Source organism: Salipiger sp. CCB-MM3 (genome assembly GCF_001687105.1).
In the GTDB taxonomy this organism is placed as follows: Bacteria; Pseudomonadota; Alphaproteobacteria; order Rhodobacterales; family Rhodobacteraceae; genus Salipiger.
In genome coordinates this window covers 2485095-2508894 of the sequence record NZ_CP014595.1, presented here as the reverse complement: position 1 = coordinate 2508894, position 23800 = coordinate 2485095, and the positions used below count along the sequence as shown (strand labels likewise).

The window sequence follows — 23800 nt, the reverse complement described above, 5'->3', positions numbered from 1 at the left end:
ATGAGACGAGTGCAAGCGCCGAGACCAAGGGTCCGGCGTTTCACGGTTTTCCCGCTGATACAAAGAAGAGACCAAACGGTCGATGAAAGGCCAACATGGTCTTAGGTCGATAACAGGGAGTGACCTATGAAACTCAAGACCCTCCTGCTCGGGGCTGCCGCCAGCTTTGCTCTGGCCCCCGCCGCAATGGCGGAGCGCGGCTCCGACGGGCATGTGAACATCATCTATTGGCAGGCGCCGTCGATCATGACGCCCTACCTGTCGAGCGGCACGAAGGACATCGAAGCCTCGTCGCTCGTGCTCGAGCCGCTGGGCCGCTACACCGAGACCGGCGCGCTGGTCCCGTTCCTGGCTGAAGAGATTCCCACCGTCGAAAACGGCGGCGTGGCGGAAGACCTGAAGTCGATCACCTGGAAGCTGAAAGAGGGCCTGCTGTGGTCCGACGGCTCGCCGGTGACCTCGGCTGACGTGAAATTCACCGCAGACTACTGCATGAACCCCGAAGGCGGCTGCGCGCAGCTGGCGAAGTTCGACCACATCACTTCGATCGACACCCCTGACGATCTGACCGTGGTGGTAAGCTTCGACAAAGCCATGCCGAACCCCTACGGCCCCTTCATGGGCGGCCAGTCCCCGATCCTGCAAAAGGCGCAGTTCGAGAACTGCGTGGGCGCGGCAGCCTCGACCTGCACCGAGGCCAACTTCAATCCGATCGGCACCGGCCCCTTCGTGGTCGACGAGTTCAAGCCGAACGACGTGATCTCGCTGTCTGCAAACCCCAACTACCGTGACCCCGCGAAGCCCGCTTTCGCCACCGTCACGCTGAAGGGCGGCGGCGATGCGGAATCGGCGGCCCGCGCGGTTCTGCAGACCGGCGAGTTCGACTACGCGTGGAACCTGCAGCTGGCCCCCGACGTCCTCGCCTCCATGGCTGAAGGCGGCGCTGGCACCCCCGTCTCTGCTTTCGGCACCCTGGTCGAACGTCTCGAGATGAACATGACCGACCCGTCGCCGGACCTGCCCGAGGGCGAGCGCGCCACCGTCGCGCATCCGCACCCGATCCTGTCCGACTTCAAAGTCCGCAAGGCGCTCTCGATGGCCATCGACCGCAACCTGCTGACCGAGATCGGCTATGGTCAGGCTGGCCGCGCCACCTGTAACCTCGTGCCCGCGCCCGAGCTTTACGCCTCGGACAACACCGAATGTCTGACCCAGGACCTCGAAGGCGCCAAGGCGCTGCTCGAAGAAGCGGGCTGGACCGACAGCGATGGCGACGGTGTGCGTGAGAAGGACGGCGAGAAGCTGAGCCTGCTTTACCAGACCTCGACCAACGCCGTGCGTCAGGACTTCCAGGCCCTGATCAAGGATTGGTGGCGCCAGATCGGTGTCGAAACCGAACTGCGCAACGTCGACGCTTCGGTGTTCTTCGGCGGTGACCCGGGCTCGCCCGACACCTTCCAGAAGTTCTATGCCGACGTCGAAATGTACGCGAACAACTTCGACGGCACCGACCCACAGTCTTATCTGCAGATGTACCGCTGCGGCAACGAGCCCAAGCCGTCCTCGCAGTGGCAGGGTGAGAACATCAACCGCTTCTGCAACGAAGAGTATGATGCTCTGCTCGACGAGCTGGCGCAGACCGGCGAGCTGGAAAAGCGCGGCGAACTGGCCAAGAAGCTGAACGACATCATCACCAAAGAGACGATGACCATCGTTCCGCTGGTCGACCGTGGCCGCGTGTCGGCGCATTCCAACACGCTGGGCGGTGTCATCCTGAACACCTGGGACAGCGAGCTCTGGAACGCCGCCGACTGGTATCGCACCGAAGGCTGATCCCCTGACACGCACGTCCCCGCCCGGCGCGGGGACGTGCCCTTTTTCGGAAGGTCTGCCCGTGACCTCACCTCTCCGGAACCCGAACCCCGGCACCCTGCCCCGGTTCACTGACGCGGCCGCTGCCGCCTCACGGCGACAGCCGGTTCCGCCGCACGGGCCCCACAACAAAGACACGGAATTCATGACGCACACAGCCCGCATCCATGACCGGTGCCGGACGCGCGCGCTGCATTCGCAGCAAGGACGCGCCCGCCGCCTCGCCCGCGAGGTCCGCACATGCTGACCTATGCGATCCGACGCCTCGTCCTTTCGGTCCCGACGCTGCTGTTCATCAGCTTCGTGATCTTCATGCTGCTGCAGCTTGCGCCGGGCGATCCCATGGCGCAGGTGCCGCTGACGGTGCCGCCCGAGGTGAAGCAGAAGATGCGCGAGGCGCTTGGCGTCGGCGAGCCGGCGCTGGTGCAATACTGGAAATGGCTGGTGCAGGTGTTCTGGACCGAGCCGAAAATCTTTATCGACTGGCTGACCCGCGACACTTGGCTGCTTGGATGGCTGCCCGACACGCATCTCTATCAGGGTGAGCTGCGGGTGATCTCCTGGCAGACCCGCTCGCCGGTGATGGACATCGTGCTGCAGCGTATCCCGCAGACGCTCTGGGTCGTTGGCCTGAGCTATGTCGTGGGCGTGCTGATCGCCCTGCCGATCGGCATCTACTCGGCCTACCGGCAGTATTCGGTCTTTGACCAAGCCGGGACGTTCATCACCATGGTCGGCTTCTCGATCCCGCCGTTCTTCACCGGGCCGCTGCTGATCGTGATCTTTTCGGTCTACCTTGGCTGGTTCCCGTCGATCTACGACACCACCCACGTGGTGAATGACTGGGAAAGCTTCAAGTTCCAGCTTCTGCAGATGATCATGCCGGTGATGGTGCTGGCGCTGCAGACCACCGCGCAGCTGTCGCGCTACATGCGCGCCTCGATGCTCGACAATCTCAATCAGGACTATGTGCGCACCGCCCGCGCCAAGGGCCTGTCCGAGGCCGTGGTGGTGATGATCCACGTGCTGCGCAACTCGATGATCCCGGTGATCACCGTGATCGCGCTTGGCGTCCCGGCGATCTTCGGCGGCGCGATCATCACCGAGAACGTCTTCAAGGTGAACGGCATCGGCCAGCTTCTGATCACCGCGCTCTTCGCCAATGACCTGCCGATGGTGATGACGCTGACCTTCATCTTTGCCGTGCTGATCGTGGCCTTCAACCTGATCGCCGACATCCTCTATGGCCTTCTCGACCCGAGGATCCGCTATGACTGAGCCCGTTCCCGCATCCCCCGCCCCGATCGAGGCCCTGCGCGACAAGGGTCCGGACAAGCCGCCGCGTTCGAAGTGGAAGGACGTCTGGAGCCAGTTCCGCAAGCACAAGGGCGCGATGATCGGGGGGTTCTTCCTGATCTTCATCACCTTGGGTGTACTGATCGGCCCCTATCTGTGGACGCTCGATCCGCAGGCGCTGGACATCCGCGCCAAGGACATGCGCCCGGTCTACACCGCACTCTGGGACAGCACCGCCAAGACCAGCTGGGCGCATCCGCTGGGCAGCGACCAGCTGGGCCGTGACAACCTCTCGCAGCTGATCGCGGGCGGGCGCGCCTCGATGGCCGTGGGCTGGGCGGCGATGATCCTGTCGCTGGTGATCGGCGCGGGCGTCGGCGTGCTGGCGGGCTATTTCCGCAAGCTCGACGGCCCGCTGATGCGCCTGACGGACCTGTTCCTGTCGCTGCCGATCCTGCCACTGCTGCTGGTGGCCGTGACGCTGTTCCGCCAGCCGTTGCGCGCCAACTTCGGCCCCGAGGGTGGCATGTTCATCCTCATCGTCACCGTTGTCGGCATCACCTCGTGGATGCCCACGGCACGCATCGTGCGCGGCGACGTGCTGGCGCTGAAAGAGCGCGAGTTCGTGCTCGCGGCGCGCTCGATCGGCACCAAGCCGTTCCAGATCATCAAGCGCCACCTGCTGCCGAACGTGCTCTCGCCGATCATGGTCTCGGCGACGCTGGGCCTCGCCACGGCGATCATCACCGAGAGCGCCCTGTCGTTCCTCGGCGTGGGCTTTCCGTCGGACTTCCCGACCTGGGGCAAGATGCTGGCTGACGCGGTGGCGCGGATGGAAGACTTCCCCGAGCGGGTGATCCTGCCCGGCATCGCCATCTCGCTGACCGTGCTGGGGGTGAACTACCTCGGCGACGGCCTACGCGACGCGCTCGACCCACGCATCCGCGGCCGCTGAGCGGCGCGCCAGCAGGGTCCGCTATCGGGGCGGGAGGCACGAGCCTCCCGCCCCTTTTTCGTGCGCGTCCTGCCCTCTCCCGGCGCTGCATAGTCGGCACTGCAGAAGATGCGTATTTGGAAAAAGAAGAAGACCCTGTCTCCTAAAGCCGCGCCTGGTCCCTTCTTCTCTTTGAAAATACGCCGGGGTGAATTGGCCGCAGGCCAAGAGGGGCAGCGCCCCTCCACGCCCCGCCATCGGCAGAGCCTTCGGAAAAAAGGCGGAGGGTTTCCCCTCCGCCTTATCGATCCCGTTAAACCGTAGCGCCGTTCAGTAGAGGCCGCCGGAGCTGAGCGTGCCGAAGGAGGCCTTCGGGCCCACCGTCGCCTTGCGCCCGGTGGAGGTGGTGACCTCGCGCGGGCGGGTCGAGCCGTCGGGCTGGATCATGTCGAAATTGCCCGACATCGCCCAGCCGCCGTCGAGCTGGATGCCAAAGAGCGGCTCTTCGCCCGAGCGGAAACATTCGGCCACCACGTTCGGCCCCGAAGCATCCGGCCCCAGACGCGCGCCGGTGAAACGGTCCATGTTGAGGAAGTTACAGGCGGGCGGCACTTTGAACTGGCCGCCGCCGTATTTCTCGACCGCCTTGAGCATGAAACGGTTGAACACCGGCCCGCACATGCCGCCGCCCGAGGCGCCCCGACCCAGCGGGCGCGGCGTGTCATAGCCGATGTAACAGCCCGCCACGATGTTCGAGGTGAAGCCGAGCATCCACACGTCCTTGGCATCGTTGGTGGTGCCGGTCTTGCCCGCGGTGGGCACCGGCAGGTTCACCGTGCGCGAGGCGGTGCCGCGCTGCACCACACCCTGCATCATCGAGGTGAGCTGATATGCGGTGACCGCATCCATGATCCGGTCGCGGTTGTTGCGGATGTCCGGGCCACGGCCCGGCGGCAGGTTCGGATCGGCGCAATCGAGGCAGCTGCGCTCGTTGCCTTTTTGATACTCATGGTTGTAGACCGTCCGGCCATAACGGTCCTGCACCCGGTCAACCAGCGTCGGCTCGACCCGCTCGCCGCCGTTGGCGAACATCGCATAGGCCGAGATCATCTTGTAGAGCGTGGTCTCATCCGCCCCGAGCGCGTTGGCCAGCACCCGGCCCATGTGGTCATAGACCCCGAACTTCTCGGCGTAGCGCCCCACTGTGTCCATGCCGATCTCTTGTGCGAGACGGATGGTCATCAGGTTCCGCGACTGCTCGATGCCGGTGCGCAGCGGCGTCGGGCCGTAGTAGGTGTTCGACGCATTCTTCGGCCGCCAGACGCCCTGCGGCGTGTCGATCTCGATCGGGGCGTCGATGATCACCGTGGAGGGCGAGAACCCCGAGTCCAGCGCCGCGGCGTAGACGAAGGGCTTGAAGCTGGAACCGGGCTGGCGCAGCGCCTGCGTGGCGCGGTTGAACACCGAGTTCTGGTAGCTGAAGCCACCCTGCATGGCGATCACCCGGCCAGTGTTCACGTCCATCGCCATGAAGGCGCCCTGCACGCGCGGCACCTGCCGCAGCGTCCAGCGGATGAACGAGCCATCCTGATCGGTGACCATGGCGCGCACATGTACCACGTCGCCGCGCTTGAAATTGTCGGCAAAGCTGCCGCGGATCCAAGAGATGTCTTCGCGCGGCACCACCGAGGGGCGCTCCGCCGTGTCCGGTGTGTCCTCGATGCCAAGGCGCATCTGGCTGTCGCCCACCTCCAGCACCACCGCCGGCAGCCACTGGCTTTCGAGGTCGATGTCGCGCGCAATCGGCACCGACGCCAGCGCCGCGCGCCAGTCCTCTTCCGAGCCGAGGCTCTCTTCGGGGATGGTCTTGCCGGAGCCGCGCCAGCGGCCCAAGCTGCGGTCATAATCCTCGAGTGCGATGCGCAGCGACTGCGCCGCCTCCACCTGCATCTCGGGGTCGAGCGTCGCGCGCACCGACAGGCCGCCCGAGAAGAACTCGCCCTCGCCGAACTCGGTGGTCAGCTGGCGGCGGATCTCGTCGGTGAAATAATCACGCGGCGGCAGCGACTTCTGATAGGGCTCGAAATCGCCGTTCTGCACCGAGCGCAGCGGCTGGCTGACCTCGGTCTCATAGGTGGCCGTGTCGATATAGCCGTTCTCGCGCATCTCGCGCAGCACGTAGTTGCGGCGGTCGAGCAGGCGCTGCTTGTTGCGCACCGGGTGAAAGTCCGACGGCGCTTTCGGCATCGAGGCGAGCATCGCCGCCTCATGCGGGGCAAGCTCGGAAAGGCTCTTGTTGAAATAGGTCTGCGCCGCAGCGGTCACGCCATAGGAGTTTTGACCGAGGAAAATCTCGTTGAGATAAAGCTCGAGGATCTTGTCCTTGCTCAGCGTCTCTTCGAGGCGCGAGGCTAGGATGATCTCCTTGATCTTGCGCTCGATCTTGCGGTCGCCAGAGAGCAGGAAGTTCTTCATCACCTGCTGGGTGATGGTCGACGCGCCGCGGACATCGCGGCCACGAGTGCGCACCGCGTCGAAGGCGGCGGCGGCGATGCCGCGCACGTCATAGCCGTGGTGCTCGTAGAAGTTCTTATCCTCGGCGGAGATGAAAGCTTCCTTGACGAGATCGGGGATCTGGTCGGCCGGGGTGAAGAGGCGCCGCTCCTGCGCAAACTCGTCAATGATCTGACCTTCTTGCGAGTAGATGCGCGAGATCGTCGGCGGCGTGTATTGCGCAAGGCTTTCATGGCTTGGCAGGTCGCGGCCATAGATCCAGAAGACCGCGCCGATAGACAGCGCGACCGCCATAACTCCCAGAGTAATGACGCTGAAGATGGCCCCGAAGAACGAGAGAATGAACCTGGTCACAAGCAATGCCCCTTTGGATTGCAGCCCCATTATACAACGCGCGGGCTCAGGTCAAAACACAAGGCTGCCAGAGGGCAGCCCGGAACGGCGGTCTCATGCCGGAGCGCGCCGTTCACGCGCCCAGTCGCATCGCCTCATGCCGTCCTAATACCGCCGCCTATTGCCGCCGCAGGCGCGCCAAGGCTTCGTCTTCGATCGCCCATGCGTCGATCCCGTCGCGGATCCCCGCCGCCATGCCCGCGCGCCATGCCGGATCCTGCAGATGATTTAGGTCTTCGGCGGTCGACAGGAACCCCACTTCGATCAGCACCGAGGGGATATCGGCGGCCTTGAGCACCGAGAAGCCCGCCTGCCGCAGCGGGCGTTTGTGCACCTGCCCCACCGCGTTGCGGATGCCCGACACCAGTTGCCGTGCCAGCGCCTTGCCGCGGGGCGCATTGTCGAGCCGCGCCAGATCCATCAGCACATTGGCGACCCGGTCGTCGGAACCCGAAAGGTCGAGCCCGGCAAGAATGTCGTCGCGGTCGTGGCGCTCGGCCAGCGCGGCGGAGGCGGCATCCGAGGCATCCTCGGCCAGCGTGTAGACCGTGGCGCCATGGGCGATGCCCTGCTCGATGGCGTCGGCATGCAGCGAGATGAAGAGATCGGCGCGTGCGTCATGCGCCAGCGCCACCCGCCCTTCGAGCGAAACAAAGACATCCGCATCGCGGGTCATCAGCACCTCATAGCCCGCCCGGCGCAGCACGTCGCGCAGATCGCGCGCGAAGGTCAGCATGAGGTTGGCCTCGGCGTGCCCGTCGCGCTGCGCGCCCGGATCAATGCCGCCGTGCCCCGGATCGAGGACGATGCGCAGCGGCGCGCCCGGGTTGCGCAGCGGCGCGGCCTTGGCCTTGGCTGGCGGCAGGTCCCAGCGCGGATCGCGCGGCACGCCGGAGTGCGCGGCCATCTCGGCGGCGCTCGCCCTGGCCAGCGTCAGGCGCAGCGTCGCGGCCCCGGTCTCTTCCGAGACCTTCATCCCTGCCTTGTCGATGATCATCGGCTGCGACAGCTCGGCCACCAGCCGCGACCAGCCCGAGCGGAACGGCCCCATGCGCAGCGCGCTTACCGCCTCGGCGCGGTCCATCGCCGCCGCATCCGCGCCGGTCCAGTCGACCTCGCGGAAATCCAGCACCAGCCGCGCCGGATCGGTCAGCGTGAAGGCCCGCCACGGCACGCCCTGACTCAGATCGAGGGTCAGTTCGGCACCGCTGCGGCCATGATCCTCGGCGCCGCCGTCCAGCAGACGCGCCTGCCCGCCAAGCCCGGCGCTCTGCGCCTGCGCGCCGTTTTGGCCGGGCGTGGTGCCAAGCATGGCGCAGAACACGCCCGCCGCGATGATCCGGAAAATACTGCTCATCCGCCTGTCTGTCTTTTTGTGGTTGGGCTAGAGCCTAGCAGTCCCGGCCCGGATTCGCACCAGCTTCGCGGCGGGTGCGATGATCACATTGCGGCGCGGCGGGGCTGGTGCGGCTCAGCCTCGGCTTGCCATGAAGGTCTTGAGCCGCGCCAGCCCCTCTTCGATCTCTGCCGTGCCGCGCGCATAGGAAAAGCGCAGCGTCCCCGCCCCGCGCGCCGGATCGAAATCGAGGCCCGGCGTTACCGCGACACCGACCTTCTCGAGGATCTCGGCAGCAAAGGCGCGGCTGTCGCTCGTCAGATGGCTGACGTCGGCATAGACGTAGAAGGCGCCATCGGGCGGCGCGATCCGATCAAAGCCCGCCTTGGGCAGCCCCTCCATCATCAGCGCGCGGTTCTTGGCGTAGACCGCAAGGTTGGCCTGCAGTTCCTCGGTCGCGTCCATCGCGGCAAGTGCGGCGACCTGCGAGGCGTTGGGCGCGCAGATGAAAAGATTCTGCGCCAGCCGCTCGAACTGACGCACCTGCGCCTCGGGGACCACCAGCCAGCCGACCCGCCAGCCGGTCATCGAGAAATACTTCGAGAAGGAGTTGATCACGCAGACATCGTCGGAGACCTGCAGCGCCGTCACCGGCTTCTTGTCGTAGTCGATGCCGTGGTAAATCTCGTCCGACAGGAACGACGCGCCGCGCGCCTGCACCGCCTCGACCAACTCCGCCAGTTCGGGCTTGCCCAGCATGGTGCCCGTGGGGTTGCTGGGCGAGGCGACCATGGCGCCCTCATAGCCCACCCCGGCTAGGTCCTGCGGGGTCAGCTGATAGCGGTTCTCGGCGGAGGTCTGCACTTCGACCGGGCGCAGGTCCAGCGCCTTGAGGATCTGCCGGTAGGATGGATAGCCCGGCGCCCCCAGTGCCACCCGGTCGCCCGCGTCGAAGAGCGCCGAGAAGGCAAGGATGAAGCCCCCCGAAGAGCCCGGCGTGACCACCACCCGCTCGGGGTTCAGATCGACGTCATACCATTCGCCGTAAAGCCGCGCGATGCGCGCCCGCAGTTCGGGAATGCCAAGCGCCACGGTGTAGCCGAGGGCATCGCTCTCCATCGCGTCGGCCAGCGCCTTGCGGGCCGCCTCGGGCGCGGGCGAGCTGGGCTGGCCCACTTCCATATGGATGATGTGGCGGCCTGCCGCCTCGGCGGCGCGGGCCTGCTCCATCACATCCATCACGATGAAGGGATCAACTGCCCCGCGGCTTGAGTTTCGCATGTCTCTCTCCCATGGTGACCCGGCACGACGCCTCCGGGCGGAGTACGAAGCTTCAAAGGGAGGGTCAATGCCGCGCGCCACGCTGCGCTTGGTTGCAACGCTCTGCGCCCTGGCCCTGCTGCTGGTGGCGCCCTCTGCGCGTTCCGCCACGCTTTTGCGCGACGCCGACATCGAACACGCACTGACCCAGCTGAGCGCTCCGGTGCTGCGCGCCGCCGGGCTGAGCCCGGGACAGGTGCAGGTGATGGTCGTGCAGGACGACCGGCTGAACGCTTTCGTCGCCGACCCCAGCCATATCTTCGTGAATTCCGGCCTGCTGATGAAACTGCCAAGCGCCAAGGCGCTGCAGGCGGTGCTGGCGCATGAGGCCGCGCATATCACCGGTGGGCACATCACCCGGCGGCTCGGCAATATACGGGCGGCGCGCAACGCCGCCGGTCTGGGCATGGTGCTGGCGGTCGCCGCAGGTGCCGCCTCGGGCAGTGCCGACGCCGCGGCCGGGCTGCTGATCGGCGCGCAAAGCTCGGCGCTGCGCAGTTTCCTCGGCCATACCCGCGCCGAGGAAAGCTCGGCCGATATCGCCTCGGTGCGCACGCTGGTCACCGCCGGGATCGACCCGCGCGGCGCGCTGCAGGCGCAGGAGCTGTTCCTCGGGCAAGAGGCGCTGAACGTCGGGCGGCAGGATCCCTATATGCAAAGCCATCCGCTGACCCGCGACCGTTTCCGCAGCCTCGAGGCGCTGGTTGCGGGCGCTAAGATGGCCGAAGCCGATGATCCCGCCGCGCAATATTGGTTCCTGCGGGCGCGCGGCAAGCTCACCGCCTTCCTGCGCGCGCCGGGCTGGACGCTGGACCGGCTGGACCGCAGCGGCAGCCAAGACATCGCGCTGATGCGCGAGGCGGTCGCCCGCCACCGCCAGTCCGATCTCGGCGGCGCCTTGCGGGCGATCGACGGCGCCATCGCGCTGCGCCCCAATGATCCCTTCTATCGCGACCTGAAGGGCCAGATCCTGCTGGAATCGCGCCGCCCCGAAGAGGCCGCCCGCGTCGGCGAGCAGGCCCGGCGCTTGGCCCCGCGCAACGCGCAGGTCCTTGGCGGGTTGGGCCGGGCGCAGCTGGCGCAGCTGGCGTCAAACCAATACGCCCCGGCGCTGCAGACATTGGAAGCGGCGCGCGGTCGCGACTGGGCCGATCCGCGCATCCTGCGCGACATCTCGGTGGCCTACGCCCGCGCCGGCAACACCGGCATGGCCTCGGAGGCCACGGCGCAGCGCTACGCGCTGCAGAACCGGATGGAAGACGCCGCCATTCACGCAAAACGTGCATTGGATTTACTGCCACGCGGCTCGGCCCCGTGGCGCCGGGCGCAGGATGTGCTAGACGCATCCGAGCGCGCCGCAAGGAAACGCTGACACCGCCCCCTGCGGGCGCAATTGACCGACGGAGACAAGATGCAATCCCTTTCGACCCGACGCACCGCCTTTCGCCGCGCCGCCGCCTCGCTGGCCGTGGCCACCGGGCTCATGGCGCAGCCCGTGGCGGCCCAGAGCTTTGATCTCGAGAACCTCAGCCCCGAGCAGCGCGAGGCCTTCCGCGCCGAGGTGCGGGAGTATCTGCTCGACAACCCCGAAGTGATCATGGAGGCGGTGAGCGCGCTCGAAGCCAAGCAGCAGCAGCAACAGGCCGCCGCCGACGAAGACCTCGTCGCCGCCAACGCTGGCGCGCTCTTCGATGACGGCTACAGCTGGGTGGGCGGCAACCCCGACGGCGACGTGACCATCGTGGAGTTTTCCGACTACCGCTGCGGCTATTGCCGCAAGGCCTTCCCCGAGGTCGAGCAGCTGGTGGAAAGCGATGGCAACATCCGCATCGTCATCAAGGAATTCCCGATCCTCGGGCAGGACAGCGTGACCTCGTCGCGCTTTGCGCTGGCCACCATGCTGGTCGAGGGGCCGGACGCCTACAAGCAAATGCATGACGCGCTGATCTCGCTCAAGCAGGAGCCGAGTGAGCCGGTGCTGTCGAAACTGGCGGACACGCTTGGGCTGGATGGTGAGGCCATTCTTGCCAAGATGAGCGATCCTGAGGTGGACCGCCGCATCAAGGAAACCCACGAGTTGGCGCAGCGCCTGCAGATCAGCGGCACGCCGACCTTCGTGTTTGGCGACCAGATGCTGCGCGGCTATGTGCCGATCGACGGGATGCGCCAGATCGTCGATCAGATCCGCAGCGAGGGCTGAGCCCTACTCTGCCGCGTCGGCGACCCCGGTCGCCGACCGCACCCCACGTTCGGCCTGCGGCGTCCTTTCCGCCGCGGCACCTGCGTCAGCCTCCACGCTCCGCACCGGCAGACAGAGCCTTGCGCAGGTGCCGCGACCACCGCGCCCGGACGCGAGCTCGAAGCTGCCGCCCGACTGCTCTGCAAATCCGCGCAGCATCGCCAGACCCAGACCCGATCCCTGCCCCACCGGCTTGGTGGTGAAATACGGCTCGCAGACCAGCGGCATCAGATCGGCGGCAATGCCGGGGCCACTGTCGCTCAGTTCAAAGCAGACGGACCGTCCGCGCCGCAGAACCGCCAATTCGAGCGTGCCACCCGTCGGCATCGCGTCACAGGCGTTCTTGACCAGTTCCAGAAGGCAGGCCTGCAGCCGCGGCGCGTCCACATGCACATCGGGCAGATCGGGCGCGACGCTCAGCGTCAGCCTGTGGCCCGGCCCCAGCACCGCAAGGGCGCGGCGCTGCACCTCGCGCGCCTGACTGGCCGGAAGCACCGCCAGCGGGCTGAGCGGCGCACGGCTGGCCGTCGCCAGCAACTGCCCGGTCAGATCGGCCCCGCGCCGCGCCGCGCGCTCGGCCTCATCCAGCAACTCATCACGCTCTGCCGCGCTGCCGGTCAGCCGCGCCAGCTCCAGATTGCCCAGAACGGCGGTCAGCAGGTTGTTGAAATCATGCGCAACGCCGCCGGTCAGTTGTTCCAGCGCCCGGCCCCGCGCCTTGGCCAGCGCCTCGCCTGCGGCAATCTCCAGCGCCTCTCGGGTGCGCAGCGCGCTCCATGCGACGCGGCAGAAGTAGACATAGCAGATCACCAAGGCCGCGCTGATCAGCACCGTGTCGGGGGTGCCGGGATCGACGTGCCAAAGCCAGCCCGCCCGCGCAAGGATACCCACCGCCATCAGCGACAGATCCAGCACCAGCAAAAGCCGCAGGTGCACGCGGTAAGACAGCGTGTTCAGCAGCGCGACGAAGACGAACATCAGCGACAGGATCGACAGCGCAGGCTCGCCCTGCATCCACAGGATCATGCCCCCGGCGATATAGCTCAGCCCCGAAAGGACCAGCGTCAGCACCGGCAGCAGCAGCCGCAGGCGATAGCCGGTGTCTGGAAGCGTGGTCACGGCGAGGAAATGCAGGCCAAAGATCAGGATCATGCCCGCCAGCCACGGCAGCATCATCGGCACATCCATGAAGGCCCAGATCGCCAGAGAGGCGAGGCTGATCAGCGCGACGCTGAGCAGCCCTTGCGCGCGCCGCAGCCCCTCGAGGCTGCGCAACGCGGTGAAATCCAACAGCTGACCGGCGGGCGGGATGACCCCTTCGAGTGCACTCGCCCGCTGCACGAGACTACTCCGCAGCCTGCGCTTTGGCGGCCTCGTCGGCCTCGATCTGGGCGGCCTTCTTCTCGACCTCTTCGACGATGTGGTCGATCATCTGCTCGTTGGACATCTTGTGGCTGGCCTTGCCCGCCAGATAGACCATGCCTGAACCCGCACCGCCGCCGGTAAAGCCGACGTCGGTCATCAGCGCCTCGCCCGGTCCGTTCACCACGCAGCCGATGATCGACAGGCTCATCGGGGTCTTGATGTGCTCCAGCCGCTCTTCGAGCGTTTCCACCGTCTTGATCACGTCAAAGCCCTGACGCGCGCAGGACGGGCAGGAAATGATGTTCACGCCGCGGTGGCGCAGGCCGAGGGACTTGAGGATCTCATAGCCAACCTTCACCTCTTCGACCGGATCGGCCGAGAGCGAGACGCGGACCGTGTCGCCGATGCCCATCCACAGCAGCTGGCCAAGGCCGATGGCGCTTTTGATGGTGCCCGAGGTCAGCCCGCCCGCCTCGGTGATACCAAGGTGGATGGGTTTGTCGGTGGCTTCCGCCAGCCCCATGTAGGCGGCGGACGACAGGAACACGTCCGAGGCTTTCACGCTGATCTTGAATTCGTGGAAGTCGTTGTCTTCCAGAATGCGGATGTGATCGAGCGCGGATTCAACCATCGCCTCGGGGCACGGCTCGCCGTATTTTTCGAGCAGATGCTTTTCGAGCGATCCGCCGTTCACCCCGATGCGCATAGAGCAGCCGTGGTCGCGCGCGGCAGCGATCACTTCGCGCACGCGCTCGGGGCTGCCGATGTTGCCGGGGTTGATGCGCAGGCAGGCGGCGCCAGCTTCGGCGCTTTCGATGCCGCGCTTGTAGTGGAAATGGATGTCGGCGACGATCGGCACCGGGCTTTCGCGTACGATCTCTTTCAGCGCCTTCGAGCTGGCCTCATCGGGCACCGAGACGCGAACGATGTCGGCACCCGCCTCTGCGGCGCGCTGCACCTGTTCAATAGTCGCCTTGACGTCGGTGGTGACGGTGTTGGTCATGGTCTGCACCGAGATCGGGGCATCCCCGCCCACCGGCACGTTGCCCACCATGATCTGCCGGGATTTGCGACGCTCGATGCTGCGCCATGGGCGGATCGGGTTGTGGCTCATGCGGAAGGACCCTCCTGAGGGCAGTCATTAATACTCACATGCAACATAGCCCCCGCGGCGTCATGAAACCAGAGGGGCCCCGCCTCGTCCGCAAGGGAAAGGATCGCGATGGCGTGAGCGTGTGGCGGGCCGGATGCGCTCAGTCGGCCCGCACGTCGCTGGAAAGCTCGGCCACCACCCGCTCGAGATCGGCGTCGCGGCTGATGTCGGCCACCTTATAGGCGCGGGTCAGGTTATCGACCGAAAGCTGCAGGTTCTTGGTGACCGTGCCGCTGGCGCCGACCGGGCCGTAGGTCTGGCCGTTGACCGCGAAGTAGACAGCCCCCGACTCGCCGACGCGCAGGCTGGCAGGGTCCTGCGTGGCAGGCGCGGTCCAAGTGTCCCCGGCGCGCATGGTCTTCTCGAAGATCACAGAGCCATCGGCGGCGCGCACACGCACCCATGCCGGGCGCACGGCGATCATCGTCACACCGGGCGCGCTGTCCTGAAGCACCTTCGGAGCGCCGGGCTGCGTTGCGACCTCGGCACCGGCCTGCGCAAGCTGAACCTGCGGCGCGGCGGCGGGCATGATGCTTTCGTTCAGCTTGGCAAGCACGCGCTGCAGATCGCCATCCTGCTGCGGTTCAGCAGGCTGATAGGCGGCGCTCACCACTTCGGGCACCAGTTCCACATCGCGGGTCACCTGCCCCTTCGGTCCAAGTGGGCCGAGGGTCTGACCATTGGTCGCCAGATAGAGCGCGCCCGACTCGCCAACGGTGAGCTTGGCGCTCTGCTGGCCCTCGGGCACGGTCCAAGTGTCTCCGGGCTCCATCACCCGCTCGTAAAGAACGTTGCCGCTGTCGCCACGCACGCGCACCCACGCGGGACGCACGGCAAGCAGCGTCACGCTCTTGCTGTCCAGCACGGTGCGCGGCAGCGCAGTGGCGCCGGGCTGCGCCGCCGGGCCAGCGAGACCGGCCACCTGCAGCGCCGCATCGGCGGGATTGGTATCGACCTGCGGCAACTGGTTGCGCGCGGCCTGCGCGAAGGCGCCCACGGTCGACGGATCGAGCGAGGAGATCGGCGCATCGCGGGCCACCAGAACCGGAACGTCCAGCGCCTTGGGCCGGTAGAGCCGGTCCAGCGCCTCATTCGACGGCGGCGAGAAAGGCCCTGCCCCCTCGGCGCTGGCGACGTCTTCGCCGCCCGCGTCTTCGGTGATTTCCTCGGCACCCTGCACCGGGTCGAGATCGCTCAGCACCAGCGGGGTCTGATCCACCGGCGCAACCTGCACGCGCTGCACTTCGCGCAGCACCGCAAAGCCGCCATAGCCGATCCCGCCCAGCAGGGCGACAAGCACCAGCAGCGAGCCGATGGCGCCCGGCTCGATCCGCGAGAAAAAGCTGTCACCCGCAGGCACGAAGGGCATGCGCGGCTGTTCAAAGATGTCACGGGCCATCGGCGCGGGTAGATCGCCCTGCCCCTTGCGGATCGTCGAGGCCTTTTCGGACATGCCATGCGCGACGGCAAAACCGCTCTCTTCGCAGAAGAGGCGATAGCATTCGTCCGGGTCCATATTCAGGTAACGGGCGTAGGAGCGCACGTAGCCAGCGATGAAGCCGGGCGTGTCAAATGCCGAGGGATCGCAGTTCTCGATGGCGGCGATGTAACTGGCTTTGATGCGCAATTCCCGCTGCACGTCGAGCAGGGATTTGCCCATCGTCGCGCGTTCGCCGCGCATCACATCACCAAGTTGCAACGTAAAATCATCGAAGCCCCGCGGAGTTGTCTCCGCGTCGAGCTGTTCATCAGACATACGAGGGGAATTACGCCCTATCATGCGTTCCGCCTTGTGCTCCACCGTCCCAGACTGCGCCTGCCAAATCACGGGCTCGCGATTCGGGTCGCGGCCTTTATTGATGGTAGGTTAGCACAGAACAACTAAAATGACAGAATTTCAGGGTTACATCGGCGTTGATCTGCGCAGGCTGCGCGGGTTTTCCACAATCAACTTGTGGCAACGCCGGAACAAAACAAGTCCCCGCGATTTAGGAAACCGCAGGGACCGCATTGGTTGAGTTAGTGCCGAACGCGATCGCGCTCAGGCGCTGAGTTCCTGACGGTTGAGCGCGCAATGCGACCAAAGCTCGTCCATGGCGCGCACCAGCTTGTCCATCTCGTCGGGACCATGCACCGGCGACGGGGTGAAGCGCAGGCGCTCGGTGCCGCGCGGCACGGTCGGGAAGTTGATCGGCTGCACATAGATGCCAAAACCGTCAAGCAGCATGTCCGACAGCTTCTTGGTGTGCACCGGGTTGCCGACGATCACCGGCACGATGTGCGAGCCGTGATCGATGATCGGCATGCCAAGTCCCTTGAGCCGCAGCTTGAGGATCTTCGCTTGGGTCTGGTGCCGCTCGCGCAACTCCTGATCCTGCTTGAGATGCGCGATGGACGCCGCCGCCCCTGCCGCCACAGCAGGCGGGATCGAGGTGGTGAAGATAAAGCCCGGCGCGTAGGAGCGCACCGCGTCACACATCTTCGCCGAGGCCGCGATATAGCCGCCGAAGACGCCAAAGGCCTTGCCCAGCGTGCCGTTGATGATGTCGAGCCGGTGCAGCAGGTTGTCGCGCTCGGCGACACCGCCGCCGCGCGGGCCATACATGCCCACCGCGTGCACCTCGTCGAGATAGGTCAGCGCGCCGAACTCGTCGGCGAGATCGCAAAGCGCCTCGATCGGGCCAAAGTCGCCGTCCATCGAGTAGACCGATTCAAAGGCGATCAGCTTCGGCGCGGCGGGATCGTCCGCTTCCATCAGCTCGCGCAGGTGCTGCACGTCATTGTGCCGGAAGATGCGCTTGGCACCGCCGTTGCGCTTGATGCCCTCGATCATCGAGGCGTGGTTCAACTCGTCCGAATAGATGATCAGGCCGGGGAACAGTTTCGGCAGCGTCGAGAGCGTCGCGTCATTGGCGATATAGGCCGAGGAGAAGACCAGCGCGGCCTCCTTCTGGTGCAGGTCGGCCAGTTCAGCCTCGAGCCGCTTGTGATAGACCGTGGTGCCAGAGATGTTGCGCGTGCCGCCAGACCCGGCGCCGGTGGCGTCGATGGCTTCGTGCATCGCGGCCAGCACAACCGGGTGCTGCCCCATCCCGAGGTAATCATTCCCGCACCACACGGTGATCGGCATCTCGCTGCCGTCCGCTTTGCGCCACGTCGCGTGGGGGAAACGGCCGTTCTTGCGTTCGATGTCGATGAAGGTGCGATAGCGGCCCTCGGCATGCAGGCGGTCAAGGGCTTCGTCGAGCTTCGCGGTGTAGTCCACCGGTATCTCCTTCCTTCATCTATTGTTGGCCGCGTTTGTCGCGGCGCCCATGTGGTCTCAGGGCCACATTCACGGTTTGGATTGGATACCGATCACGGCGTTCCATGTCCACGCTTTAGAACGAGACTAAGCGTCGCGCCCTTGATTTGAATCAAGACTTTCGGAGTAATGTTTCAAGGTCGGGTTTCCCATACTGTTCGCGTGACGCGCATCAGCGCAGCCTGTGACCCGAGCGCACCCACGGCGAAACGCCCGCAGCGGCACATGAAATCCCGCAACTGCCCCCTGCTTTCAACGCCCGTTCTGCGCTCGGAGGCGTGAAAACCCTCCCGCCTGCGCGCTCTGGACAGTGCCGGGCCGGGTGGTAGGCTCCGCGCAACTCTCAAGAAGGAGCGCCCCATGGCTCAAGAAAACGTGTCTCTCGACACTGTGCTCAGCAAAATCGACAACGACCTTCCGGCCTCGCTCGATCGTCTGCTGGACCTGCTGCGAATCCCCTCGATCTCGACCGACCCCGAGTATAAGGACGCCTGCGACAAGGCCGCGGACTGGCTGGTCGCCGATCTCGCCAGCATCGGCATCGAAGCCAGCAAGCGCCCCACCCCCGGCCATCCGATGGTTGTGGGCCATGTGGACGGACCGGGCCCGCACGTGCTGTTCTACGGCCACTATGATGTGCAGCCGGTCGATCCGCTGAACCTTTGGAACCGCGACCCCTTCGATCCGGCCATCGAGGAAACGCCCAAGGGCAAAGTCATCCGCGGCCGCGGCTCGTCGGACGACAAGGGCCAGCTGATGACCTTCATCGAGGCCTGCCGCGCATGGAAAACGGTGCATGGCACCCTGCCCTGCAAGATCACCTTCTTCTTTGAAGGCGAGGAAGAGAGCGGCTCGCCCTCGCTGATCCCCTTCATGAAGGAGAACGCCGAAGAGCTGAAAGCCGAGATCGCGCTGATCTGCGACACCGGGCTGTTCCAGTCCAAGACCCCGGCGATCATCACCCGCCTGCGCGGGCTGCTGGGCGAAGAGCTGACCATCAAGGCCGCCGACAAGGATCTGCACTCGGGCATGTATGGCGGCGTCGCGATGAACCCGATCCGCGTGCTGACCAAGATCCTCGGCGGGCTCTTCGATGAGAACGGCACGATTCAGGTGCCCGAGATCTATGAAGGCGTGCCCGACCTGCCGCCCGAGATCCTCGATCAGTGGAAATCGCTGAACTTCGACGATGCGGCCTTCCTTGGCGGCGTCGGCCTGTCGCAGCCTGCGGGCGAGAAGGATCACCTGCCGATCGAGATGATCTGGTCGCGCCCCACCGCCGAGATCAACGGCATCTGGGGCGGCTACACCGGCGCTGGTTTCAAGACCGTGCTGCCCGCCGAAGCCTCGGCCAAGATCAGCTTCCGCCTCGTCGGCACGCAGGACCCGCAGGCGATCCGCAAGAACTTCCGCGCCTGGGTCGAGGCGCAGGTGCCGTCCGACTGCTCGGTCGAATGGAAGGACCACAGCTGCTCGCCCGCGTCCGAGATGAACACCACCCACCCCGGGTTTGAGGCGGCGCGCAAAGCGCTCGGCGACGAATGGGACGATCCGGCGGCCTATGCGGGCTGCGGCGGCTCGATCCCGATCGCTGGCTACTTCCAGAACATCCTCGACATGGATGCGATGCTTGTGGGCTGGGGCAAGGACGACGACCAGCTGCACTCGCCGAACGAGAAATACGACCTCGAATCCTTCCACAAAGGGATTCGCAGCTGGGCCCGGATCCTCGATGCGATGGCCAATGCTGCTTAAGATTTAGGTAATATTTTCGGCGGGGCGACGAATTTTCGCCCCGCCAACCCCCGTGTTTGCAAGAATTTTAGTGACGTCTTGTCAGACAGGCGACACATCTCAAAGCCCTTATTTTTACGGCTCTCTGACGCACCCATCCGAAGGGATAGGTGAGCGGCGCGAACGGATCGCCATTTTCGCCAAGAAGATATCCAGCCCGAGCCATATTCGCCGCCACATTTCGCCACAATCCATTCCTACCGTCGATTCTAACGGGAGCGTCACGACCGCCCCGGTCGGCAGAAAGCCGGCACGAATCTGGCAGAAGGAGCTGGGAATTGATGAGAGCCTACGCCATCCGCAAGATGACCCACGCCGACTTCGACGCCCGCGTAAAGCGCGTCGATCCGAAATTCGCCCGCCTCGGGCATCAGGCCACCGCCGCCGGCACCGCGCGCGCCGCCAAGCGCCCGATCCTTTCAGGTCTCGTCGGATTCGTCTGGGCCGGGATCGTCATCGCCGTCGCCCGCAACCAAGGCCAGATCGCAGCCAGCCTCGCCGAGGGCAGCCTGCCGCAGGAATATCACGTCTACGTCTTTGGAATGCTCGCAGCGCTGCTCGCCGTCTCCGGCGTGGTCGCGGTCATGCACCTGCTGCGCTGCGTCGGTCGTCGCGCCGGGGAGCGCGGCAACTCGCTCAGCCTCGTCACCGGGATCGTCGCCGCCGTGGTCCTGACGCAAGTGCCTGCCGAAGTCTATGAAACCGGCCTTGGCCTGCTTGATGAGAACTCCCGCAATGTGATGCTCGCCGCCGGTAACTCGGTGCGCGGCCCGGCGGGCCTCGAGATCAGCGGCACCACGTTCCTCAGCTCGCTGGGCAACTGATCCACCGCGCCGGGGGACCCCGGCCCGAAGAATACTACCCGGAGTAGACCAGCCGGATAAGACCACCGCTCACGCCCTATTTAACGAACCCCTCAGAGCGCGGCTCAGAACAGGCCGAAGAACCTGTCGGGCAGACAATACTGCCGCGCGTCCTCGGGTCGGTCGAACTGCCAATAGCCAGTCTCGCCGCGCGGCGCCCAACTGCGATGCATGCGCCGCCGAACCTGAGCTAAGTCGAACCCCTCTTGCATCGGCAGCTCGGCAAATCCTTCGAACAGCGCCCGATCCTCGCCCCGCGCCTCGGCAAACCAATGCCGCCCGATTGCCGCCTGTTTGACCCCGACGCCGACAGCCTCTGTCACCGCGTTGCGCCGGTCCATGGCCGCCACATATTGCGCGAAATCGCAGTACTTTAGGTGGAAAAGATAAAGCGGCTCCGGCGTGAACAGTTTCGACGCCTGCGTGTAGTGTCCGCCCCGCGCGACCTTCGTGCCCAGCGACAGCACGCAGGGCTTGGAATAATGCGGCGCTAGCCGCACATGGCGGCGCGGGCCAAGGATGCTGTCCGTCAGCTCGGCCGGTTCACGGTCGATCCGGTGCACCACCTCCAGCCCGACCGGTGTCAGCACCCGGCGGATGGGCTGCTGCGCGAGGAAATCCAACAGATTGCCCTCTGCCGGGTCCAGCACCACCAACTCGTCCACATCGCCGACGATCACATGCCGGTAGTAGCTGCGCAGCCCGTTCACCAGACCGTTGAGCAGCCGCCAGCGCTTCATGTCAAAGTTCGGATGCGGATCGCCGGGAATGCCGATGAGGTTGCAGCCCTGCGCCAGCTCCGCCAGTTCGGCGCTGCGCCCGTGGTTGACGATATAGCAGTTCTCACGCCCCAAAAGACGCCCGTAATGGCGCAGCCACGCCTCCAGAAAGAAGCTATCGTCGCGCACCATGGTGACAGCGGCGGCCACGGTCTGCATGTCAGTCTCCTCGCTTTGCCGCCCCGGCGGCCCCTGTAAAGCCCGAGCATAGCGCCTTGTGGTAAAAAGAGAATCGCCAATCGACCGCGCCGCCGTTATCGTGCCATGCAAAGCACGAGGCCCAGATGATCACGCAGGAGTTCCGCAGCACCGGCTGGCAGTTCCATCTGCCCGCGCCGCAGACGCCCGGCATCCCCCGCTCTCCCGCGATCACCCGCTATCAGGTGTTTGGCGAGCGCAGTTCCGGCACCAACTTCCTCAAACGACTGATCGGTCGCAACACGCCTCTTACCCCGACAGAGGATCTGGGCTGGAAGCACGGCTTCCCGCAGATGACCGCCATCCCGCAGGACACGCTGATCCTGTGCGTGACGCGCAATGCCGCCGATTGGGCGCGCTCGATGCATGCGCGCCCGTGGCATTGCCCGGCGCAGATGCAGCGCCTGCCGTTATCTGATTTTCTGCGCGCCGAATGGGCCACCATCGCCGACCGGCCCCGCTATTTCCCGCAAGTCGCGGCGCTGGGGGGCGTGGGTCAGCCGTTGCAACATGACCGCCACCCGCTCACCGGCGCCCCTTTCCCCGATCTTTTCGCCCTGCGCCGCGCAAAGCTGCAGGGGCTGCTGAGCTTCTTCAACCGCGGCGGCGCGCTGCTCTTTTGCCGTCTGGAGGCGGTGCAGGCCGCGCCCGAAGATTTCCTGACGGCGCTGCGGGGCAGCCTCGGCCTGCCCGCGCCCGAGGGGCCGTTCCGCCCGGTGCACAAACGCCTCGGCAGCCGCTTCCTGCCCGCCGTGGAAGAGCCGCGACCGCAGACCCCGGCGCATCTGTCCGAGGCGGACCTCGCCTTCCTGCGCAGCCGCCTTGATCTGCCGCTGGAGGCGGCGCTCGGCTACAGCTACGAGGCTTGAACGAACGGCGCGCACGGGATCTGTGCATCCGTGCAAATTGCGCTGCGCCGCGGCATCGCCGATCTTCCGGAAAGCCGCTTCCCGAGCCCCAAACCCGCTTCCCGAGCCCCGGAGACCCTGATGTCCCTCGCCAACACCAAGACCGCCTATGGCGCCGTCACGCGCAGTCTGCACTGGCTGACCGCGCTCGGCATCCTGATCATGATCCCGCTGGGCTGGATCGCCCATTTCGCGCCGTGGGAGACTGAGGCGCAACTCGCCGTGAAAGCGCAGCTCTTCTCGGCGCATAAGACCATCGGCGTCGCGCTGTTCTTCATCGCGCTCTTCCGCATCCTCTGGGCGCTGACCCAGACCAAACCCGCGCCGCTGCACCCCGAGCGCCGCGCCGAAGTGCTGGCGGCAGAAAGCGTGCACTGGCTGCTTTACTCGACGCTGGTGATCGTGCCGCTGTCGGGCTGGATCGAACATGCCGCTACCGAAGGCTTCGCACCGATCCTCTGGCCCTTCGGTCAGGACCTGCCCTTCGTGCCAAACTCCGACAGCGTCGCCGAAACCGCCGCCTCGGTGCACTTTCTGGCGCAATGGCTGCTGGTCGCGGCGCTGGCGCTGCATGTGGCCGGGGCGCTGAAACACGCGGTGATCGACCGTGACGGCACGCTGGCGCGCATGCTGCGCGGCGCCGAGGGCGGCAGCCATGGCGCGTCGCATGTGGTGCTGCGCCCGGTGGCCCTCGCCCTCGCCGCTTGGGTGGCGGTGATCGGCGGCGGCGCGGCGGCTGGCATGTTCAGCACCGAAGAGACCTCCGCCGCGCCGCAACTGGCCGAGGCCCAGTCCGACTGGCAGGTCACCGAGGGCACGCTTGCCATCAGCCTTGTGCAGATGGGCAAGAAGATCGAGGGCAGCTTTGCCGATTGGACCGCAGAGATCGCCTTCGAACCGCGCGAGACCCCGGGCAAGGCAGGCGAGGTCACCGTGCAGATCGCCATCCCGACGCTAACCCTCGGCTCGGTCAGCAAACAGGCTCTGGGCGCGGATTTCTTCAACGCCGAAGACTACCCCACCGCCACTTTCACCGCCGATATCCTGCGCGCAGACAGCGGCTATGAGGCCCAGGGCACTCTGACGCTCAAAGGCGCTGAGGTGCCGGTCACCCTGCCCTTCGATCTGACGCTGGAGAATGGCACGGCCACAATGCAGGGCAGCACCACGCTCGACCGCCGCAACTATGAGATCGGCGGCAGCATGAACGACCCCGACCAGCTGAGCTTCGAGGTCGCGGTCGATGTGGCACTCACCGCCACAAAAAACTGAAGACCTTTGAAAACCCGGCGCGGCGCCCCACCCGGTGCCGCCCCGCCCGGCCGCCATGGCGCGCCATGCGTATTTGGAAAGAGAAGAAGGCCCCTGCACTGACCCCTGCTTCTTCTCTTTAAAAATACGCCGGGGGAGTCCGCGACAGCGGACGGGGGCAGCGCCCCCTCCTGCCGCTCCGCCAGGCACTCTCTCAGGCACTCGGTGTGTCACAAAGCACTGGCAAGGCCGCGCAAGGTATCTGGCCCAGACCGCGGCGC

Annotated in this window: 17 protein-coding genes; 9 read left to right on the top strand and 8 right to left on the bottom strand. The window is 65.8% G+C overall.

All coding sequences use genetic code 11. The annotated features are described in order from the left end of the window. The first annotated feature begins 126 nt into the window (after positions 1-126). The 3 genes from AYJ57_RS12080 to AYJ57_RS12070 all read left to right on the top strand — a co-directional run bounded on the left by AYJ57_RS12080 (position 127) and on the right by AYJ57_RS12070 (position 4123). Positions 127-1833 (top strand): peptide ABC transporter substrate-binding protein, encoded by a 1707-nt coding sequence (locus AYJ57_RS12080; protein WP_066105517.1) that lies wholly within the window; start codon positions 127-129, stop codon positions 1831-1833. A gap of 279 nt (positions 1834-2112) precedes the next feature. Further along, positions 2113-3150 carry an ABC transporter permease gene (locus AYJ57_RS12075; protein WP_066105514.1) on the top strand — a complete coding sequence of 346 codons (1038 nt, stop codon included), beginning with the start codon at positions 2113-2115 and terminating at the stop codon, positions 3148-3150. Next, the gene (locus AYJ57_RS12070; RefSeq protein ID WP_066105510.1) at positions 3143-4123 is read left to right on the top strand and encodes an ABC transporter permease; all 981 of its coding nucleotides are present in this window, start codon (positions 3143-3145) and stop codon (positions 4121-4123) included. The genes AYJ57_RS12075 and AYJ57_RS12070 overlap by 8 nt, the downstream gene beginning before the upstream one ends. Positions 4124-4432: 309 nt before the next feature. On the opposite strand, the gene AYJ57_RS12065 is transcribed toward AYJ57_RS12070, so the two are convergent. The 3 genes from AYJ57_RS12065 to AYJ57_RS12055 all read right to left on the bottom strand — a co-directional run bounded on the left by AYJ57_RS12065 (position 4433) and on the right by AYJ57_RS12055 (position 9626). After that, positions 4433-6970: a penicillin-binding protein 1A gene (locus AYJ57_RS12065; protein ID WP_066105507.1), complete on the bottom strand. Its 2538-nt coding sequence runs from the start codon at positions 6968-6970 to the stop codon at positions 4433-4435. Positions 6971-7127: 157 nt separating this feature from the next. Beyond that, on the bottom strand, positions 7128-8366 hold the full coding sequence (locus tag AYJ57_RS12060; RefSeq protein ID WP_066105504.1) for an N-acetylmuramoyl-L-alanine amidase: 1239 nt from the start codon (positions 8364-8366) through the stop codon (positions 7128-7130). Between the two features lie 114 nt (positions 8367-8480). Further along, positions 8481-9626: a pyridoxal phosphate-dependent aminotransferase gene (locus AYJ57_RS12055; protein WP_066105501.1), complete on the bottom strand. Its 1146-nt coding sequence runs from the start codon at positions 9624-9626 to the stop codon at positions 8481-8483. A gap of 67 nt (positions 9627-9693) precedes the next feature. On the opposite strand from AYJ57_RS12055, the gene AYJ57_RS12050 reads away from it, so the two are divergent. Together AYJ57_RS12050 and AYJ57_RS12045 are read left to right on the top strand one after the other, a co-directional pair. Further along, the gene (locus AYJ57_RS12050) at positions 9694-11037 is read left to right on the top strand and encodes a M48 family metalloprotease (protein ID WP_066105498.1); all 1344 of its coding nucleotides are present in this window, start codon (positions 9694-9696) and stop codon (positions 11035-11037) included. A 39-nt stretch (positions 11038-11076) separates the two neighbouring features. Continuing rightward, positions 11077-11865, top strand: a complete 789-nt coding sequence (locus AYJ57_RS12045) for a DsbA family protein (protein WP_066107043.1) — start codon at positions 11077-11079, stop codon at positions 11863-11865. Between the two features lie 3 nt (positions 11866-11868). Here the strand turns inward: AYJ57_RS12045 and AYJ57_RS12040 are convergent, their stop codons facing one another. The 4 genes from AYJ57_RS12040 to hemA all read right to left on the bottom strand — a co-directional run bounded on the left by AYJ57_RS12040 (position 11869) and on the right by hemA (position 17687). Beyond that, complete coding sequence (locus AYJ57_RS12040) at positions 11869-13245, bottom strand: sensor histidine kinase (RefSeq protein WP_066105495.1); 1377 nt, start codon at positions 13243-13245, stop codon at positions 11869-11871. Between the two features lie 4 nt (positions 13246-13249). Beyond that, complete coding sequence (gene ispG, locus AYJ57_RS12035) at positions 13250-14383, bottom strand: flavodoxin-dependent (E)-4-hydroxy-3-methylbut-2-enyl-diphosphate synthase (RefSeq protein ID WP_066105492.1); 1134 nt, start codon at positions 14381-14383, stop codon at positions 13250-13252. A gap of 139 nt (positions 14384-14522) precedes the next feature. Continuing rightward, entirely contained in the window at positions 14523-16178 is a 1656-nt protein-coding gene (locus tag AYJ57_RS12030) for a helix-turn-helix domain-containing protein (protein ID WP_237220148.1), read from the bottom strand. Between the two features lie 285 nt (positions 16179-16463). Then, on the bottom strand, positions 16464-17687 hold the full coding sequence (gene hemA, locus AYJ57_RS12025; protein ID WP_066105487.1) for a 5-aminolevulinate synthase: 1224 nt from the start codon (positions 17685-17687) through the stop codon (positions 16464-16466). 399 nt (positions 17688-18086) lie between these two features. On the opposite strand from hemA, the gene AYJ57_RS12020 reads away from it, so the two are divergent. Together AYJ57_RS12020 and AYJ57_RS12015 are read left to right on the top strand one after the other, a co-directional pair. After that, positions 18087-19481, top strand: a complete 1395-nt coding sequence (locus tag AYJ57_RS12020) for a M20/M25/M40 family metallo-hydrolase (RefSeq protein WP_066105485.1) — start codon at positions 18087-18089, stop codon at positions 19479-19481. Positions 19482-19801: 320 nt separating this feature from the next. After that, the gene (locus AYJ57_RS12015; RefSeq protein ID WP_066105480.1) at positions 19802-20344 is read left to right on the top strand and encodes a hypothetical protein; all 543 of its coding nucleotides are present in this window, start codon (positions 19802-19804) and stop codon (positions 20342-20344) included. Positions 20345-20448: 104 nt separating this feature from the next. On the opposite strand, the gene AYJ57_RS12010 is transcribed toward AYJ57_RS12015, so the two are convergent. Beyond that, positions 20449-21321 carry a glycosyltransferase family 2 protein gene (locus AYJ57_RS12010; protein ID WP_066105475.1) on the bottom strand — a complete coding sequence of 291 codons (873 nt, stop codon included), beginning with the start codon at positions 21319-21321 and terminating at the stop codon, positions 20449-20451. Positions 21322-21446: 125 nt separating this feature from the next. Between AYJ57_RS12010 and AYJ57_RS12005 the strand changes: the two genes are divergently transcribed. Both AYJ57_RS12005 and AYJ57_RS12000 read left to right on the top strand, forming a co-directional pair. After that, entirely contained in the window at positions 21447-22229 is a 783-nt protein-coding gene (locus AYJ57_RS12005; protein ID WP_066105473.1) for a hypothetical protein, read from the top strand. 120 nt (positions 22230-22349) lie between these two features. Further along, complete coding sequence (locus tag AYJ57_RS12000) at positions 22350-23540, top strand: cytochrome b/b6 domain-containing protein (RefSeq protein WP_066105470.1); 1191 nt, start codon at positions 22350-22352, stop codon at positions 23538-23540. Positions 23541-23800: the final 260 nt, after the last annotated feature.